The organism is Curtobacterium sp. PhB130, from assembly GCF_003755165.1.
Taxonomy (GTDB): Bacteria; Actinomycetota; Actinomycetes; order Actinomycetales; family Microbacteriaceae; genus Curtobacterium.
In genome coordinates this window covers 813,606-828,470 of record NZ_RKII01000006.1, presented here as the reverse complement: position 1 = coordinate 828,470, position 14,865 = coordinate 813,606, and the positions used below count along the sequence as shown (strand labels likewise).

Annotated in this window: 12 protein-coding genes; 6 read left to right on the top strand and 6 right to left on the bottom strand. The window is 71.0% G+C overall.

The annotated features are described in order from the left end of the window. The first annotated feature begins 90 nt into the window (after positions 1-90). Positions 91-804 (top strand): hypothetical protein, encoded by a 714-nt coding sequence (locus tag EDF24_RS04135; RefSeq protein WP_148070785.1) that lies wholly within the window; start codon positions 91-93, stop codon positions 802-804. A 36-nt stretch (positions 805-840) separates the two neighbouring features. Here the strand turns inward: EDF24_RS04135 and EDF24_RS04130 are convergent, their stop codons facing one another. The 3 genes from EDF24_RS04130 to EDF24_RS04120 form a co-directional block, all read right to left on the bottom strand. After that, complete coding sequence (locus EDF24_RS04130; protein ID WP_123701189.1) at positions 841-1,623, bottom strand: endonuclease/exonuclease/phosphatase family protein; 783 nt, start codon at positions 1,621-1,623, stop codon at positions 841-843. A gap of 10 nt (positions 1,624-1,633) precedes the next feature. Beyond that, a complete protein-coding gene (locus EDF24_RS04125; RefSeq protein ID WP_123701188.1) occupies positions 1,634-3,130 on the bottom strand; it encodes an LCP family protein in 1,497 nt (498 codons plus the stop codon). 127 nt (positions 3,131-3,257) lie between these two features. After that, positions 3,258-4,613: an MFS transporter gene (locus EDF24_RS04120; RefSeq protein WP_123655347.1), complete on the bottom strand. Its 1,356-nt coding sequence runs from the start codon at positions 4,611-4,613 to the stop codon at positions 3,258-3,260. Positions 4,614-4,721: 108 nt separating this feature from the next. Here EDF24_RS04120 and EDF24_RS04115 point away from each other — a divergent pair, with 108 nt between their 5' ends. From EDF24_RS04115 to EDF24_RS04105, 3 genes are all read left to right on the top strand, one after another. After that, positions 4,722-6,962 (top strand): FAD-dependent oxidoreductase, encoded by a 2,241-nt coding sequence (locus tag EDF24_RS04115; protein WP_123701187.1) that lies wholly within the window; start codon positions 4,722-4,724, stop codon positions 6,960-6,962. A gap of 38 nt (positions 6,963-7,000) precedes the next feature. Continuing rightward, positions 7,001-8,443 (top strand): hypothetical protein, encoded by a 1,443-nt coding sequence (locus EDF24_RS04110; protein WP_123701186.1) that lies wholly within the window; start codon positions 7,001-7,003, stop codon positions 8,441-8,443. A gap of 475 nt (positions 8,444-8,918) precedes the next feature. Beyond that, complete coding sequence (locus tag EDF24_RS04105; RefSeq protein WP_123701185.1) at positions 8,919-9,695, top strand: IclR family transcriptional regulator; 777 nt, start codon at positions 8,919-8,921, stop codon at positions 9,693-9,695. 60 nt (positions 9,696-9,755) lie between these two features. On the opposite strand, the gene EDF24_RS04100 is transcribed toward EDF24_RS04105, so the two are convergent. Together EDF24_RS04100 and EDF24_RS04095 are read right to left on the bottom strand one after the other, a co-directional pair. After that, positions 9,756-10,406 carry a GntR family transcriptional regulator gene (locus EDF24_RS04100; RefSeq protein WP_123655343.1) on the bottom strand — a complete coding sequence of 217 codons (651 nt, stop codon included), beginning with the start codon at positions 10,404-10,406 and terminating at the stop codon, positions 9,756-9,758. A 12-nt stretch (positions 10,407-10,418) separates the two neighbouring features. Next, complete coding sequence (locus tag EDF24_RS04095) at positions 10,419-12,545, bottom strand: efflux RND transporter permease subunit (protein WP_123701184.1); 2,127 nt, start codon at positions 12,543-12,545, stop codon at positions 10,419-10,421. A gap of 74 nt (positions 12,546-12,619) precedes the next feature. Here EDF24_RS04095 and EDF24_RS04090 point away from each other — a divergent pair, with 74 nt between their 5' ends. Continuing rightward, complete coding sequence (locus tag EDF24_RS04090; protein WP_123701183.1) at positions 12,620-13,018, top strand: MarR family winged helix-turn-helix transcriptional regulator; 399 nt, start codon at positions 12,620-12,622, stop codon at positions 13,016-13,018. A gap of 77 nt (positions 13,019-13,095) precedes the next feature. Then, complete coding sequence (locus EDF24_RS04085; RefSeq protein WP_123701182.1) at positions 13,096-14,097, top strand: LCP family protein; 1,002 nt, start codon at positions 13,096-13,098, stop codon at positions 14,095-14,097. 74 nt (positions 14,098-14,171) lie between these two features. Here the strand turns inward: EDF24_RS04085 and EDF24_RS04080 are convergent, their stop codons facing one another. Next, positions 14,172-14,840, bottom strand: coding sequence for a transglycosylase family protein (locus EDF24_RS04080; protein ID WP_123655339.1), 669 nt, complete (start codon positions 14,838-14,840; stop codon positions 14,172-14,174). Positions 14,841-14,865: the final 25 nt, after the last annotated feature.

The window sequence follows — 14,865 nt, the reverse complement described above, 5'->3', positions numbered from 1 at the left end:
GTCGAGCGCAATGTCACGGTCCGGTGACGGCCCGGCCCCGATTCGGTAACACCCGTCGTCCAGGCGTGGTCATGGCCCTACGGTCGAACGGTGACTGCACGGACCATGCTCGCGCTCGGCGCCGCGACGCTCGCCCTCCTGGCGGGTGCGACGGCCGCCGACCTGTCCAACGGTCCCGCCACCGTCGACCGGGCCGCAGCAGCCGAGATCACCCCGGTCGCCACCCCCACGCACGTCTCGAACGCCAAGCTCAAGCGCGTCGACGCCGTCGAGCTCGGCGCCGAGTCGATCGTCCTCCGTCGTGGCGAACGGACCGTCGCGGTCGCCTCGATGCGCGACTCCCGCACGACCGTGTCGCTGCTCAACCGCTTGTTCGGCACCCCGTCCCGCACCCAGACGGCCGAAGGCGACGGCGGCCGGTGCTTCCCCGCCGGCACGACCTACACGTGGGGCGGCGCCATCCGTGTGGCCGCGCTCTCCACCCCGTCCAGCCTCGGCAACTCGCTCGAGGTCCGGGTCCTCCGCGACGACGTCCGTTCCCGCACCGGCGGCATCGTCGAGCTGACCGGCCCGGACGACGTCCAGGTCGGGGACGACATCGCGCACCGCATCGACGACGCCGCACATGCCGACCGTGAGTCGCTCGGCTCGGGCGACTCCGAGGCGTGGCAGCTCCTCCTCGCCGAGGGCTGGCCGTCCGACTCCGACGGAGCCGGCACCAACGGCGTCTCCGCACTGACCGACGGCACCACCGTGACGGTCATCGGTTCGCCGATGCCCGTCAACGCCGTGCACGGCTGCTGACGCCGGCGCGACACCCTCGGCGCGCGCCGCACGCGCTCACATCCGGATCGTGGCGACCACCGGGAAGTGGTCGCTCGCGAACCACGTCTCCGGCCCGTCGTGGTCGATGCGCACCCGGTCGACGCCGGCGACGCCCTTCGTCAGCACCCAGTCGATCCGCTCGCCGGAGTCCACGGGCGGCAGCCAGTCGTTGAACGTCGCCGTCCGGTCCGCCGGGTCCCCCGCCACCGTCCACGCATCCGTGTAGCCACCGTCCGCGAAGACCCGCGACGCCGCTCCCGCACCGGCGGGCTCGTTGCAGTCCCCGGCCACGACGACCGGGCCGTCGATCCCGGCGAGCCGCTCGACGATGAGCGCGGCGCTCCGGCCCCGGACCTCGTCCCCGTGCTCGGTCGGCTCGTGGTCGAGGTGGGTCGTCAGGAGCGTGAACGCCGGCCCGTCGGCATCGAGGAACCCCACGTGGTTCGCGATCCGCGGGAACAGGCTGCCCCAGGTGTTCGACGCCGGCTCGTCCGGGGTGTCGGACAGCCAGAACGAGCCCGTGTCCATCGGTCGGAGCCGCTCGGTCCGGAAGAAGACCGCCGCGTGCTCCCCCGCCGTGCCGCCTTCGCGTCCCTGGCCGACGTCGGCGTACCCGGGCAGGCCCGCGCGGAGCTCGTCCATCTGGTGGTCGAAGGCCTCCTGGACGCAGAGCACGTCGGGGTCGTTCCGTCGGACGATGTCGAGCAGGACCGGCAGACGCGCCGGCCAGTCGTGCGCCGGATCCGGGTTCTTGACGTTGTAGGTCATCAGGGTGATCGGACGCGCTGCGTTGCTCACACCCTCGAACCTAGTAGATGCAGGAGTCCGCTTGCCCGTAGTTGTGCACGTCGGTCGACGTCGCACTCGGTTCGGACGCGGCCTTCGACGACGGCTTCGACGAGGGCTCGGACGCGGCGGACGAGGAGGACGGTGCCGCCGGCTCCGCGGCCACGGCGGTCTTGCCGTTCTTCCCGAGCACGAGCGTCACGCCCTGCACGGACGACGTCTGCACGGGCAGCGCGCCGGGGACGGCGGCGACGAGGGCCTTCGCCTGCGCCTCCATGCCCGCCGGGTACTGCACCATCGTCGCGATCGTGGTGTCCGAGGAACCCGGGGTCCCGACCTGGAACCCGCGGCCGGCGAGGACCGTGGTCGCCGCCCCGGCCGCGCCCGTGATCCCGCTGCCGTTCACGACCGTGACACTGACACCCGACGCGGCCGCGGCCGTCGCCTTCGTGTAGGCGTCCGACTGGCCGATGAGGCCCTGCACGAACGCGGGCATGCCGACCGTGTCCACCTCGACGATGGAGAGCGCCGAGCCGCCGACGTCGATCGTCGGGGTGCCGAGGATCGGGATCGTCGCGGACTGGATCGCCGACGGCCGCAGGTTCCGGAGCTGGGACGCGAGGGACAGCAGGTCGAGGCCCTGGTCGGTCTCGACGGAGTCACCGATCGCGTCGATGATGTTCGTCGTCTTCACCGGGTTGAGGAGTGTGCCGGCGGAGAGGATCTTCCGCGCTTCCTGCGAGAGGAAGTACTGCTGGCGCACCGAGCGGTCCAGGTCGCCGTTCGGCAGGCCGTGGCGCTGACGCACGAAGGAGAGTGCCTGCTTCGCGGTGAGCTTCGAGTTGCCGGCGGGCAGGTCGACGCCGGAGTACTTGTCCTTCGCGGGCTCCTTCAGGCAGACCTCGACCGGGCCGAGCTGCTTCACGATCTCGTAGAAGCCGAGCAGGGACACCCGCACGTAGTGGTCGATCGACAGCCCGCTGAGCCCCTCGATCGTCTTGATGAGCATCTGGGCACCGCCCGCGGCGCCGCCGCTGTTGAGGGTGCCGTAGTAGAACGCGCTGTTGAGCTTGCCCTTCCCGACGCCGGGGATGTCCACGTAGGAGTCGCGCGGGAACGAGATCATCGTCGCGCTGCGCCCGTCGGCTGCGATGTGCAGCACGATCATGGTGTCGGTGTTGGTCGATCCGCCGTCCGAGGTGGTGCTGAGCTCGGCCATCTGCTCGGGCGTCGCGTTCTCGGGACGGTGGTCGTCACCGACGAGCAGGATGTTCATCGCCTTGCCGTCGACGTCGTCCTTGGTGCTCGTCGATCCACCGATCGCGTCGACCTTGGTGACGCTCGACGCCAGGCGGTTGTAGGCGTACGCCGCGTACCCGCCGCTGAGCAGCAGGGCCATGGTGAGCACACCGGCGACGGCGGGGAACACCACGCCGAACCCGCGCTTCTGGCGGCCGTGCCGGGGCGGCACGGAGCCGCGTCGGCGGCGCAGGGTCGTCTCTTCCGGTTGCGAACTCACCTGAGCACGATAACCGGAGACGGTGCGTGGAGTATGGCATCCTCCTGCGAAATGTCGCCAACACCCCCGGACGGGAGGCACGGTGCCAGCTGGCACCGTGCCTCCCGTCCGTGCTCATGGCCGCGTCTCACTCCTGCCGCAGCGTCTCCTTGTTGGTCTCGCGGGCACGCAGGACCGCGATGCCGCTGATCGCGGCGGCGGCCATCACGTAGAAGGCCGGCGCGAAGTTGTTGCCCGTCGAGGCGATCAACCACGTGGCGAAGTACGGCGTGATCCCACCGAAGACCGCGACGCTGATGTTGTACGCGATGCCCATCGACCCGTACCGGATGTTGGTCGGGAACAGCTCGGCCATCGCAGCACTCACGGCACCGTCGAACGCGGCCATGAACAGCCCGAGGAGCATCATCGCCCCGGCGGCCGCCCAGAAGTTCCCGGCGTTCATGAGCATCAGGGTCGGGTAGGTCAGCACGACGAACCCGGCACAGCCGGCGAGCATGACCGGCTTCCGGCCGATCTTGTCGGACAGCAGGCCGAAGAACGGCACGAGGGCGGCGATCACGATGAAGCCGAGCACCACCGCGCCGTAGGACACCATGGGCGAGTAGCCGAGGTCCGCCTGCAGGTAGGACGGCATGAAGGTCTGCAGGATCCAGTGCCCGACGGCCTTGATCACGACGAAGCCGACGCAGAAGAGCAGCGCTCGCCACGACGTCCGGATCGAGCGGCGCAGCGGGTTCGCCGCGACCTCGCCCTTGGCCTTGAGCGCGCGGAACTCCGGGGTGTCCTCGAGCTTGGTGCGGAGGTACAGCCCGACGAGCCCGAGCGGGATCGCGATGAGGAACAGCACCCGCCAGCCCCACGACTGCAGGGCGTCCCCGCCGGCGACCGCCGTGAAGAGGAAGACCAGGCCGCCACCGACGATGAAGGCGACGAACCCGAAGACGTCGATGAAGCTCGTGACGAAGCCGCGCCGGTTCGACGGGGCGTACTCGGCGAGCAGCGTGGTCGCGCCGGCTCCCTCACCGCCGGCGGCGAAGCCCTGGACGAGTCGCACGAGGACGAGCAGGACCGGCGCCCAGAGTCCGACCACCTGGTACGTCGGCAGGATGCCCATCACGGCGGTGGCCCCGCTCGTGATGAGGATCACCGTCGCGAGGGTGGTCTTCCGGCCGACCCGGTCACCGAGGGACCCCCAGAACAACCCGCCGAGCGGTCGCATCACGAAGCCGGCACCGAACACCGCGAACGCGGACAGGAGCGCCACCTGCGGGTCGCCCTGCTTGAAGAAGTGGAGCGAGATGACCGTGGCCAGCGTGCCGTAGAGGCCGAAGTCGAACCACTCGACGAAGTGACCGACACCGGCCGCGACGATCACCTTCCGCATGCTCTGGCGGCGGGCGTCGTCGCCCAGCGCGGCCCGGACGTCCGGGGTGGTGGTGGCGGCGTCGGCGCTCGTGCGCGTTCGGGTTCCGTCGCTCATGGGGTGACCTCACACTTCGTTGTCGAGAGTTCGTTGACGATAGCACTCGTCGGGCACACTTTGCCACACAGTGGGAAAGAAGCGCCAGCAAGTGATACCGTCGCTGCCATGCAGTCCCGGAACCAGCACCACGACGTCGTGGTCGTCGGCGGCGGCCTCGCCGGTGTGAGCGCCGCCGTCGCCGCCGCCCGCCTCGGCTCGAGCGTCGCCCTCGTCACCAACCGCCCGGTCCTCGGCGGCAACTCCTCGAGCGAGATCCGCGTGTGGGTCGTCGGCGCGACCGCCCACGGCACCCAGCGGTTCGCCCGCGAGACCGGGATCATGGGCGAGCTGTTCCTCGAGAACCAGTACCGGAACCCGCAGGGGAACGCCGTCTACTGGGACCAGGTGGTGCTCGACCTCGTCCGCGCCGAGCCGAACGTGCACCTCCACCTCAACACGGACGTGCGCACCGTCCGGACCTCCGACGACGGCGGACCGACGACGATCACCAGCGTCACGGGCTGGACGATGGGCTCCGAGATCGAGACGACGTTCACCGCGCCGGTGTTCCTCGACTGCACGGGCGACGGACTCGTGGGCGCACTCGCCGGCGCCGAGTACCGCATCGGCCGCGAGGGCCGGGACGAGCACGGCGAGGACTGGGCACCCGAGCACGCCGACGACGAACTGCTCGGCAGCTCGATCTTCTTCTCCACGCACGACACCGGCAGGCCCGAGAAGTTCGTCGCACCGTCGATCGCCATCGACGTGTCGCAGACGCCGATCCTCGCGAACCGGGCGATCGGCACCGGCGACAACGGCTGCAACTACTGGTGGATCGAGTGGGGCGGCGAGCTCGACACCGTCACCGACAACGAGCACATCCGCGACGAACTCTGGGGCGTCGTCTACGGCATCTGGGACCACATCAAGAACTCCGGCCGGTTCGACGCCGACAGCCTGACGCTCGACTGGGTCGGCGCGATCCCGGGCAAGCGCGAGTACCGCCGGTTCGTGGGCGACCACACCCTCACCCAGCAGGACCTGCTCACGCAGCGGTCCTTCCCGGACACCGTCGCGTTCGGCGGCTGGTCGATCGACCTGCACCCGGTCGAGGGCGTCTACGCCGAGACCGCCGGCGCCCAGCAGCGCTACACGGACGGCACGTACGACATCCCGTTCCGCTCCCTCTACTCGGCGAACGTCGCGAACCTGCTCGTCGCCGGACGGAACATCTCGGCGTCGCACATCGCCTTCGGCTCCACCCGCGTGATGGCGACCTGCGCCACCCAGGGCCAGGCGGCCGGCACCGCGGCGCACCTCGTCGCCCGGCACGGCATGACGCCACGCGAGCTCGGGTCCGACCACATCGCGATGCTGCAGCAGACGCTCCTCCGCGAGGACGCCCCGCTCATCGGCGTCCGGGCCGTCGACGCCGCGGACCTGGCACGCCGTGCCCGGATCAGCGCGAGTTCCGAGTTGACGACGATCGACACGACGCCGTGGCAGACCGAGGAGCCCTTCGCGCTCGACCGAGACGCCGCGATCGTCCTGCCCGCGGACCCGTCCCTCGGCACGATCGCCATCCGCACCGACGCCGACGCCGCGACCGACCTGCGGGTCGAGCTCTGGACCACGGGCAAGCCGCAGAACTACGCCCCGATCGACCACGTCTCCACCCACACCACGCGCGTTCCGGCCGGGTCCGGCGAAGCGGTCGTCGACCTCGACTTCCACCCGGCGGAGCCGTGCAACGCGGTCGTCGTCGTCCGCACCGCACCCGGCGTCCGCCTGCTCCGGACCGACGGCCACCCGTACGGCGTCCTCGCACTCCGCGCCCGCTCCGCCGACGACGCGGCCTTCGACGACCACATCCCGGAGGAGGACGACCAACCCGTCACGGACTGGGAGGCACGGGCCCTCCGCGGGACCAGTTTCGCGTTCACCGTGACCGGCGAGACGGACGCGTGGCGAGCCTCCCGGGTGGTGGACGGCATCCAGCGTCCCCACGGTGGGCCGCACATGTGGTCGAGCCACGCACACGACGCCGCGACACTGACGCTCGACTGGGCGGAGCCCGTCGACGTCCACCAGGTCCGCATCGTCTGGAACGACGACGTCGACGCGGACCTCATCAACCTGCACCACCACCGCACGCACTGGGACGCCGTCCCGGACCTCGCCCGCGACTACCGGGTCGAGGCGTGCGTGGACGGTGCGTGGCAGCCCCTCGCGACCGTCGCGGGGAACCGCCACCGGCACCGGGTGCACGACGTCGACCCGGTCCGCACGTCCTCGCTCCGCATCGTCGTGACCGCGACCAACGGGTCGCCCTTCGTCACGGCGAGCGCCGTGAAGGTCTACTGACCACCACCCCACCCATCCGACGATCAAGGGAGATCGCCATGCGCCTGCGCGCCACCACCCTGCTCACCGCGATCGCGGTCGCGTCCGTCACGGTCGCGTCCGTGTCGACCTGGACGGGAGGCCCGGCGCACGCCGCCGACGCCGCGCCCGGCCCACGGGCGGTCGCCGCCACGACCGTCGGCACCGCCGCGATCCAGGCGAACCCCGGCAACCCGGCCGCACCGACCGCGACCGCGCACACCGTGTCGGCCAACGGCACGGCGGTCCCCGTCAAGGCGGAGTCCGTCAGCGGCACCTCGCACGACGTCGCGATGTTCGCGAAGGGAACCGGCACCGCCACGGTGCGCGTCACCATGCCGGGGCTCGCCGCGTCCGCGACCCCGGTCGTCACGCCCAGGACCCTCGCGATCGCCACCACACGCTCCGGCGACACCGTGACGTTCACGATCCGCGACGCGCACCCGCTCGTCATCGAGACACCAGGCGTCCGCGCGCTGTTCCTCTACGTCACGCAGTCGGACACGGACGTACCGTCCGCCGCCGACCCGAACGTGCTGTACTACGGGCCCGGCGAGCACGACGCCGGCGTGATCCGACCGACGTCGGGGCAGACCGTCTACCTGGCGCCGGGCGCACTCGTGCGCGGCCGCATCGACGGCGACGGGGTGACCGGGGTCACGGTCCGCGGACGCGGGATCCTGGACGCCGGCGACGACACCTCCCGCACCGACAAGACGATGGCGATCCGCTTCCACGACAGCTCGGACATCACCGTGGAGGGCATCGGCGTCCGCAACGCCCAGTGGTGGCAGACGCTCTACATCCACTCGTCCGGCATCGACGTCTCGTGGATGAACCTGATGGGCACGCTCATCAACAACGACGGCATCGACACCGACGGCGTGCAGGACATGACCGTCAGCCACGACTTCGTGATGAGCGGCGACGACGGGTTCGGCTGGCACGCCCTCGACGCCGCCACCAACGGCGAGCCCGAGACCCGCGGGCTGCACGCCGACGACACCACCTTCTGGAACGTCACCGGCGGGAACCCGGTGCGCTTCGGGTCGTCGATGGAGACCGAGGTGTTCACCGACGTGTCCATCACACGGTCCTACGTGCTCCGCGCGAAGGAGGTGGCACTGAAGCTCGACGTGCAGGACTGGGCGACGCTCTCCGACGTCACGGTCGACGGCTACCACGTGGAGTCGCAACCGGTCGGGAAGCAGGCGATCGTGATGCAGGTGCTCAAGGGGCCGTACTCGAACGACACCGGGTACCGCGACGAGCGCGGGCACATCACGGGCATCACGATCCGGGACTTCACGAGCGTGAGCGCGGACCCGGTGACGCTGTCCGGGTGGGACGCCGCGCACGGGGTGTCGGACGTGTCGTTCTCGGGCGTGGTGCTCGGCGGTGTGCCGCTGACGGCGGCGCAGGTGCGGACGAACGCGTTCGTGTCCGGCGTGACCGTCGCCTGACCGCGCATTCGCGTCGGGCGTGACCGTCGCCTGACCACATGTGGAATACGCGGTTCCGGCTGCGGCCAGCACCTACGCTGACGCCGGGTCCGCGTCACCGCCGGAGCGCGGCCCGGGCAGAGTTGAAGCCCACCACCGCGACAACGGTGATGGGCTTCGGTCGGCTCTCCGAGCGGAAAGCCAAGGGACACACAGGGTCCCAAGCTCACAAGCTCGGACCAGTGTACCGCCCAGATGGACGATGCACACCCCTTGGCCTGCGCTTCTCGTGTCCGCCGGCGCAGACACCAGGAGGTGGATCGATGTCCCAGGACAACGACTCCAAGCCCAGGCGTCAGGTGCTGTGGTTGGGGGTCGCGAGCTTGCTCGTGAACCTCGCCAGGCTCCTCGTCGACCTGTGGCGCAAGGGCTGAGAACCAGGGCACCCCGCGTCGCAGTCGGCGCGGGGTGCCCGCTCGACCAGCAGAATGGGCACATGGCCACCACCCCTCCGAACCAGAGCATCGAGCGCGCCGTGGCGGTCCTCGGCGCGCTCGGCACCTCCGAGAGCGGGAGCGTCCGCGCGTCGGACATCGCCCGCGCGATCGGGCTCGGGACCTCGACGACCGGGCGGCTCCTCGCGACGCTGGAGTCGCTCGAGTTCGTCCGGCGCGACCCGGAGACGCAGGGGTACTCGGTCGGGCGGGCGGTCCTCGAGCTCGCGAGCCAGGGCCTCAACCACAATCCCGTGCACCGCGAGTCCCGCGCCGCCGCGCAGGAACTCGCGCACCGCATCGGGCTGACCGCGAACGTCGGCGTGCTCGACGACGCCTGGGCGATCTACCTCTGCCACTTCGAGGGGTCGCTCGCGCCGAAGTCGCACACGATGATCGGGATGCGGCAGCCGCTGCACGCGTCCGCGCTCGGCAAGGCCCTGATGCTCGACATGAGCCAGGCGGAGCGGGAAGCGCTGCTCGGGGAACTCTCCCGCTACACGGACCACACCATCACCACGCACGACGCCCTGACCGCTGACCTGGCGGCCTCGGCGTCGCGGGGGTGGTGTGTGGAGAACCAGGAACTCGCACTCGGACGGTTCTGCATCGCCGCGCCCATCCGGAACGCGTCAGGACGGATCGCAGCGGCGCTGTCGATCTCCGGACGCGTGACCCAGCTCCGCGACCGCGACATGGACTCGCTCGCCGAGGACCTCATCGAGGTCGCCGACCGGATCAGCGTCGGGTTGGGGATGATCTCCGCCGTCGCGCACTGACCACCGCGGGTCAGCCGCGGGCCGCGGGCCGCGGGTCGGCCGCGGGCCGCGGGCCGCGGGTCAGCCGCGGGTCGGCAGCAGGTGCACCGCTTCCATCGCGAGCTCGGCGGCGATCGGGTCCTTCGCGAGGACGGCGTCCTTGAGCTTCTGGAGCTCGGGGAGGATGACGTCGGCGGGCACCAGCTCGGCGAGCTCCGGCACACGGAGCTTGAAGGCCAGGCCGTCGGTGGTCGACCGGCAGAGCTGCTCGAGGGACGGGTTGCCGCAGGCCCCGGCCCAGAGCGAGTAGATGTCCGCGCCGTCGTGGGCGACCTTCGCCTGTTCGTCCTTGCCGACGCGGGCGACGACGTCGTCGAGCATCTTCACGATCTTCTTGCGCTCCGCGTCGGTGAAGCGCGGCACCGCCAGGCGGACGACCCCGCCGTAGATCACGCCGAGCGTGCGGTACGCGTCGAGCAGTTCGTCAGCAGTCGGTGCCGCGACCCGCGTGTAGCGGTTCGGGGCCATCTCGATCAGACCGGCGCGGGCGAGTTCGGCCAGGGCTTCGCGGATCGGGGTGCGGGAGACGCCGAGCCAGGAGATCAGGTCGTCGTCGTTGAGCCGCTCGCCGGGCTCCAGCGTGCCGTCCATGATCGCGTCGCGGATCTTGTCCTGCACGGTGTCACGGAGGAGCTTGCGCTCGGCAGCAGGCTGCGTCGAGGGAACTGGCATGTGCACAGCGTGTCACATGTCGGCGGAGCGACGCGAGAGGCGCGACGGCCACCAGGCGCGTGCGCCGAGGTCGTACGCCAGGGCCGGGACGAGCAGCGAACGGACCACGATCGTGTCGAGCAGGACGCCGAACGCGACGACGAACGCGATCTGCACGAGGAACAGGATCGGGATCACGCCGAGGGCAGCGAACGTGGCGGCGAGCACCACCCCGGCTGAGGTGATCACGCCACCGGTGACGCCGAGTCCGCGGAGCACGCCCTCGCGCGGGCCGTGCCGCAGGGCCTCCTCACGCACCCGGGTCATGAGGAAGATGTTGTAGTCCACCCCGAGCGCCACCAGGAACACGAACGAGTACAGCGGGACGGACGGGTCCGCGCCGGGGAAGTGGAACACGTGGTCGAACACCAGCGCGCCGACGCCGAGCGCCGCGGCGAACGAGACGATCACGCTGCCGATGAGGACGAGCGGTGCGACGATGCTCCGCAGCAGGAGCATCAGGATGAGCAGGATGACGACGAGCACCACCGGGATGATCAGCGAGCGGTCCCGGATGCCGGTGTCGTTCGTGTCGATCGCCGTCGCGGTGACCCCGCCGACGATCGCGCCGGGGTCGACGCGCTCGACGGCGGTGCGGAGTGCGCGCACGGTCGTCTCGGCAGCGTCCGAGTCGGCGGCGGAGCTCAGGGTCGCCTGGAGCAGGACCTGCCCGTCGACCACGGTGGGGCCGGCGCCGCCGCTCCCGCTCGCGCCGCCGCTCCCGCTGACCGGCACCGTGCCCGCGGGTGCGTCCTTCGACACCGCCACCACACCGTCGACGCCGTCCACGCCGGTGATCGCCGATGCCAGGTCGTCGATGCGGTCGGCGTCGCCGATCACCTGCGCCGGGCTGCCGGAGCCTGCGGGGAAGTGGTCGGCCAGCACGTCCTGACCGTCGCGCGCCTGCGACTGCCCGATCACCAGGTCACTCTGCGGGACACCGTCCGCCTTGAGCCCGATGAGCCCGGTGCCCATGGCGAGCAGTCCGACGGTGCACACGATCCACACGACCCGCGAGCGGCGGGACACGAGCCGTCCGACGCGTGCCCAGAGTCCCCGGGCGTCGGGGCCGGTGACCACCGGGTGCGCGCTGCCGTGGACCGGACGCAGCGGCCAGAACGCGGCGCGACGGAACACGAGCAGCAGCGCGGGCAGGAGCGTCAGAGCCGCCAGCAGGCTGAACGCGATGCCGATCGCCGCCACCGGGCCGAGGGCCTTGTTCGAGTTGAGGTCGGAGAGCAGCAGGCAGAGCACGCCGACGATGACGGTGCCGCCCGACGCCAGTATCGGCTCGAGGCTCCCGCGGAGGGCGGCCTTCGTCGCGTCCCAGCCGGTGCGGTGGTCGCGGAGCGCCTCGCGGTACCGGGAGACGTAGAGCAGCGCGTAGTCGGTCGCGGCACCGATGACCAGGATCGAGAGGATGCCCTGCACCTGCCCGTTCACGGTGACGATGCCGGCCTTCGCCAGCGCCCACACGACGAGGATCGACGCGGTCAGTGCGAAGGTGGCCGTCCCGAGCACCAGGAACGGCAGCAGTGGCGACCGGTAGACGATGACCAGGATGACGAGGACCGCGGCGAGGGCGACCCCGAGCAGGATGCCGTCGATGCCCGCGAACGCCTCGGTGAGGTCGGCCGTGAACCCGGCCGGACCGGTGACGTAGCCGCGCATCCCGGACGTGAGCGCGTCGTCGACGTCCGCTCGGATCGCCGCCACGGCGTCGCCGGTGTCCGCCGCGCTCGTCAGCGTCGCCACGATCTCGACCGCGTCCCCGTCTTCGCTCGGGATCGCGGGGCTCACCGAGTCGACGTCGGAACGGTCACCGAGCCGTTCGACGAGCGCGCGGGCGGCCGCTGTGTCGGACGCCGCGAAGCCACCGGAGCGTTCGAGGACGATGACCGCGGGAGCGCCGGTGTCGTCGCGGAACGCCGCCGAGCGCTCCTGCACCTTGGTCGCATCGGCCGACGCGGGGAGGAACGAGGTCTGGTCGTTCGTGGAGACCTCGGAGATCTTGCCGAAGAACGGTCCGCCGATCGAGGCGATGACGAGCCAGGCGACGATGACGACGGCGGGGATCACGATGCGGAGGAAGCGGGGCACGAGGTTGAGCGTACTCGAATGATCAGCATGCTGATCATTCCGTCGCACATGTGGAGCGACCCTAGAATCCAGACATGGACGACGACCCCGCTGAGTGGCCCCTCGGGCGACTGCTCGCCGCGGCAGCCCGCTCGGTGGAGCGGGACTGGGACGAACGACTCCGCGCGATCGGACTCCCCCACGCGGCACTCATCGCGATCGACATCCTCATCCGCACCGGGCCGACCGGCGCCGACACCCTCGCCCGGACCGCCCGCGTCCAGCCGCAGACCATGTCCCGCACGCTCGAGCGGATGGAGCGCGACGGGCTCGTCGAGCGCGGTCCACACCCGGAGGACCGTCGCCGGCGGGTGGTCACCGTGACCGACCGCGGGCGAGCTGCCTGGGACACCGCGAAGCACATCGAGCGTGAGGTGCTGCCCGACGACCCGGCGCTCCGGTCGGCGCTCGGACGGATCCTGGGTACCTCCTGATCCCATTGCGGGTGAAATACCACATGTTGTAGCCTTGGGAAGTCGGTGCCACGGCCGGCCGGAACCCAGGAGTCACCATGCCCGGTCGTCGCGCCACCCCGCGCCGTCGCCGCCCGTTCCTCGTCGCCCTCGTCGCGACGCTCGGCTCGCTCGTCGGCATCGCGGCGGTGATCGCCGTCGTCGCGAGCGTCTTCGTCGGCGGACTCGCGCGGAGCTACGACCGCGAGTCCGACACCATCGCCGAGCCGTTCCCGACCGGGACACGACCGGCCACCACCGACGGTGCAGAGAACATCCTGCTCATCGGCTCCGACTCCCGGAAGGGACTCGCGCAGCAGGGCGACACCGCAGCGGGCGGGCGATCGGACACGCTGATGCTCGCCCACGTCCCGGCCGACCGGAAGGCCGTGTACCTGATGTCGATCATGCGCGACTCGTGGGTCGACGTCCCCGGCCACGGCAACGCGAAGATCAACGCGGCGTACTCATGGGGCGGCATCCCGCTCACGGTGCAGACGGTCGAACAGCTCCTCGACGTCCGCATCGACCACGTCGCCGAGATCGACATGCGCGGCTTCGGCGCCGTGACGGACGCCCTCGGCGGCGTGACCGTGCAGTCCACCCAGGACTTCACCGCACGTGGCCACCACTTCACCGTCGGGGCGAACCGCCTCGACGGCGACGCGGCACTGGCCTTCGTGCGGGAGCGGTACGCCTTCGCCGACGCCGACCACACCCGGGTCCGGAACCAGCAGGCGTTCATGCGCGGGATCGTTGACGGGGTGCTCTCGAAGGGCACCATGACGGATCCCGGACGCATCCAGGACTTCGTCGCCGCGACGAGCGGGTACCTCGCCGTCGACCCGGGGCTGGACTTCCGTACGATCGCCGGCCTCGGATGGTCACTGCGCGGCGTCCGGCCGGCGGACCTGCAGACCTTCACGATGCCGACTGCGGGCGGCGGGACCTCAGCCGACGGTCAGTCGTACGTCGCGGTGAACGCCGTCGCCGTCCAGGCGCTCAGCTCGGCGCTGCGATCGGACGACCTCGGCCGCTGGCTGCAGGAGAACCCGCAGTAGCGCTGCACGACGAAGCGCCCCGACTCTCGGAGGGAGAGCCCGGGGCGCTTCGTCGGTGATCGGTCTGCCGGAGGTCAGGCCGGGAGCTGCAGCGTCTGACCCGCGTAGATCAGGTTCGCGTCGTCGATCGAGGTGTTGGCGGCCCACAGCTTGTTCCAGCCGCCGTCGACCTTCAGCTTCGTCGCGATGGTGTCGAGCGTGTCACCCGACGCCACCGTGTACGTCTTGCCGCTGGTCTTCACCGCGGCGGGCTTCGACGGCGCGGCCGGAGCAGCCGGGGCTGCCGGTGCGGCGGTCGTCGTCGGCGTCGTGGCCTTCGGCGCCGCCTGCTGCGCGGGGGCCGGAGCGGCCGGAGCCGGTGCGGCCTGCTGCTGCGGGATGGCGGCCGGGGCGGCGCCGGTGGTGCCGCTCAGCCCGAGCTTCGCGGAGCAGGCGGGCCATGCACCCCAGCCCTGGGAGGCGAGGACGTGCTCGGCGACGGCGATCTGGGTCGCACGGCTGGCGTTCGCCGGGCTGCCGGAACCACCGTTGGCGGTCCAGGTGCTCTGCGTGAACTGCAGGCCGCCGTAGTAGCCGTTGCCGGTGTTGATGGCCCAGTTGCCGCCGGATTCGCACTGGGCGAGGGCGTCCCACGTCGAGCCGGACGCGGCGTTCGCGGGGGCCGAGAGCCCCACACCGGCCGCGGCGATGCCGGCGAAGGCGAGTCCGCCGAGGAGGGCGCGGGTACGGGTGGTCTTCTTCATGTCGTTGCTCCAGCGGGGTCGCACG

Bases quoted from the DNA above. Each gene is read 5' to 3' on its own strand.
- EDF24_RS04105 (WP_123701185.1), top strand. From the start codon at position 8,919: ATGGCCACCACCCCTCCGAACCAGAGCATCGAGCGCGCCGTGGCGGTC.
- EDF24_RS04090 (WP_123701183.1), top strand. From the start codon at position 12,620: ATGGACGACGACCCCGCTGAGTGGCCCCTCGGGCGACTGCTCGCCGCG.
- EDF24_RS04110 (WP_123701186.1), top strand. From the start codon at position 7,001: ATGCGCCTGCGCGCCACCACCCTGCTCACCGCGATCGCGGTCGCGTCC.
- EDF24_RS04100 (WP_123655343.1), bottom strand. From the start codon at position 10,406: ATGCCAGTTCCCTCGACGCAGCCTGCTGCCGAGCGCAAGCTCCTCCGT.
- EDF24_RS04120 (WP_123655347.1), bottom strand. From the start codon at position 4,613: ATGAGCGACGGAACCCGAACGCGCACGAGCGCCGACGCCGCCACCACC.
- EDF24_RS04085 (WP_123701182.1), top strand. From the start codon at position 13,096: ATGCCCGGTCGTCGCGCCACCCCGCGCCGTCGCCGCCCGTTCCTCGTC.
- EDF24_RS04080 (WP_123655339.1), bottom strand. From the start codon at position 14,840: ATGAAGAAGACCACCCGTACCCGCGCCCTCCTCGGCGGACTCGCCTTC.
- EDF24_RS04115 (WP_123701187.1), top strand. From the start codon at position 4,722: ATGCAGTCCCGGAACCAGCACCACGACGTCGTGGTCGTCGGCGGCGGC.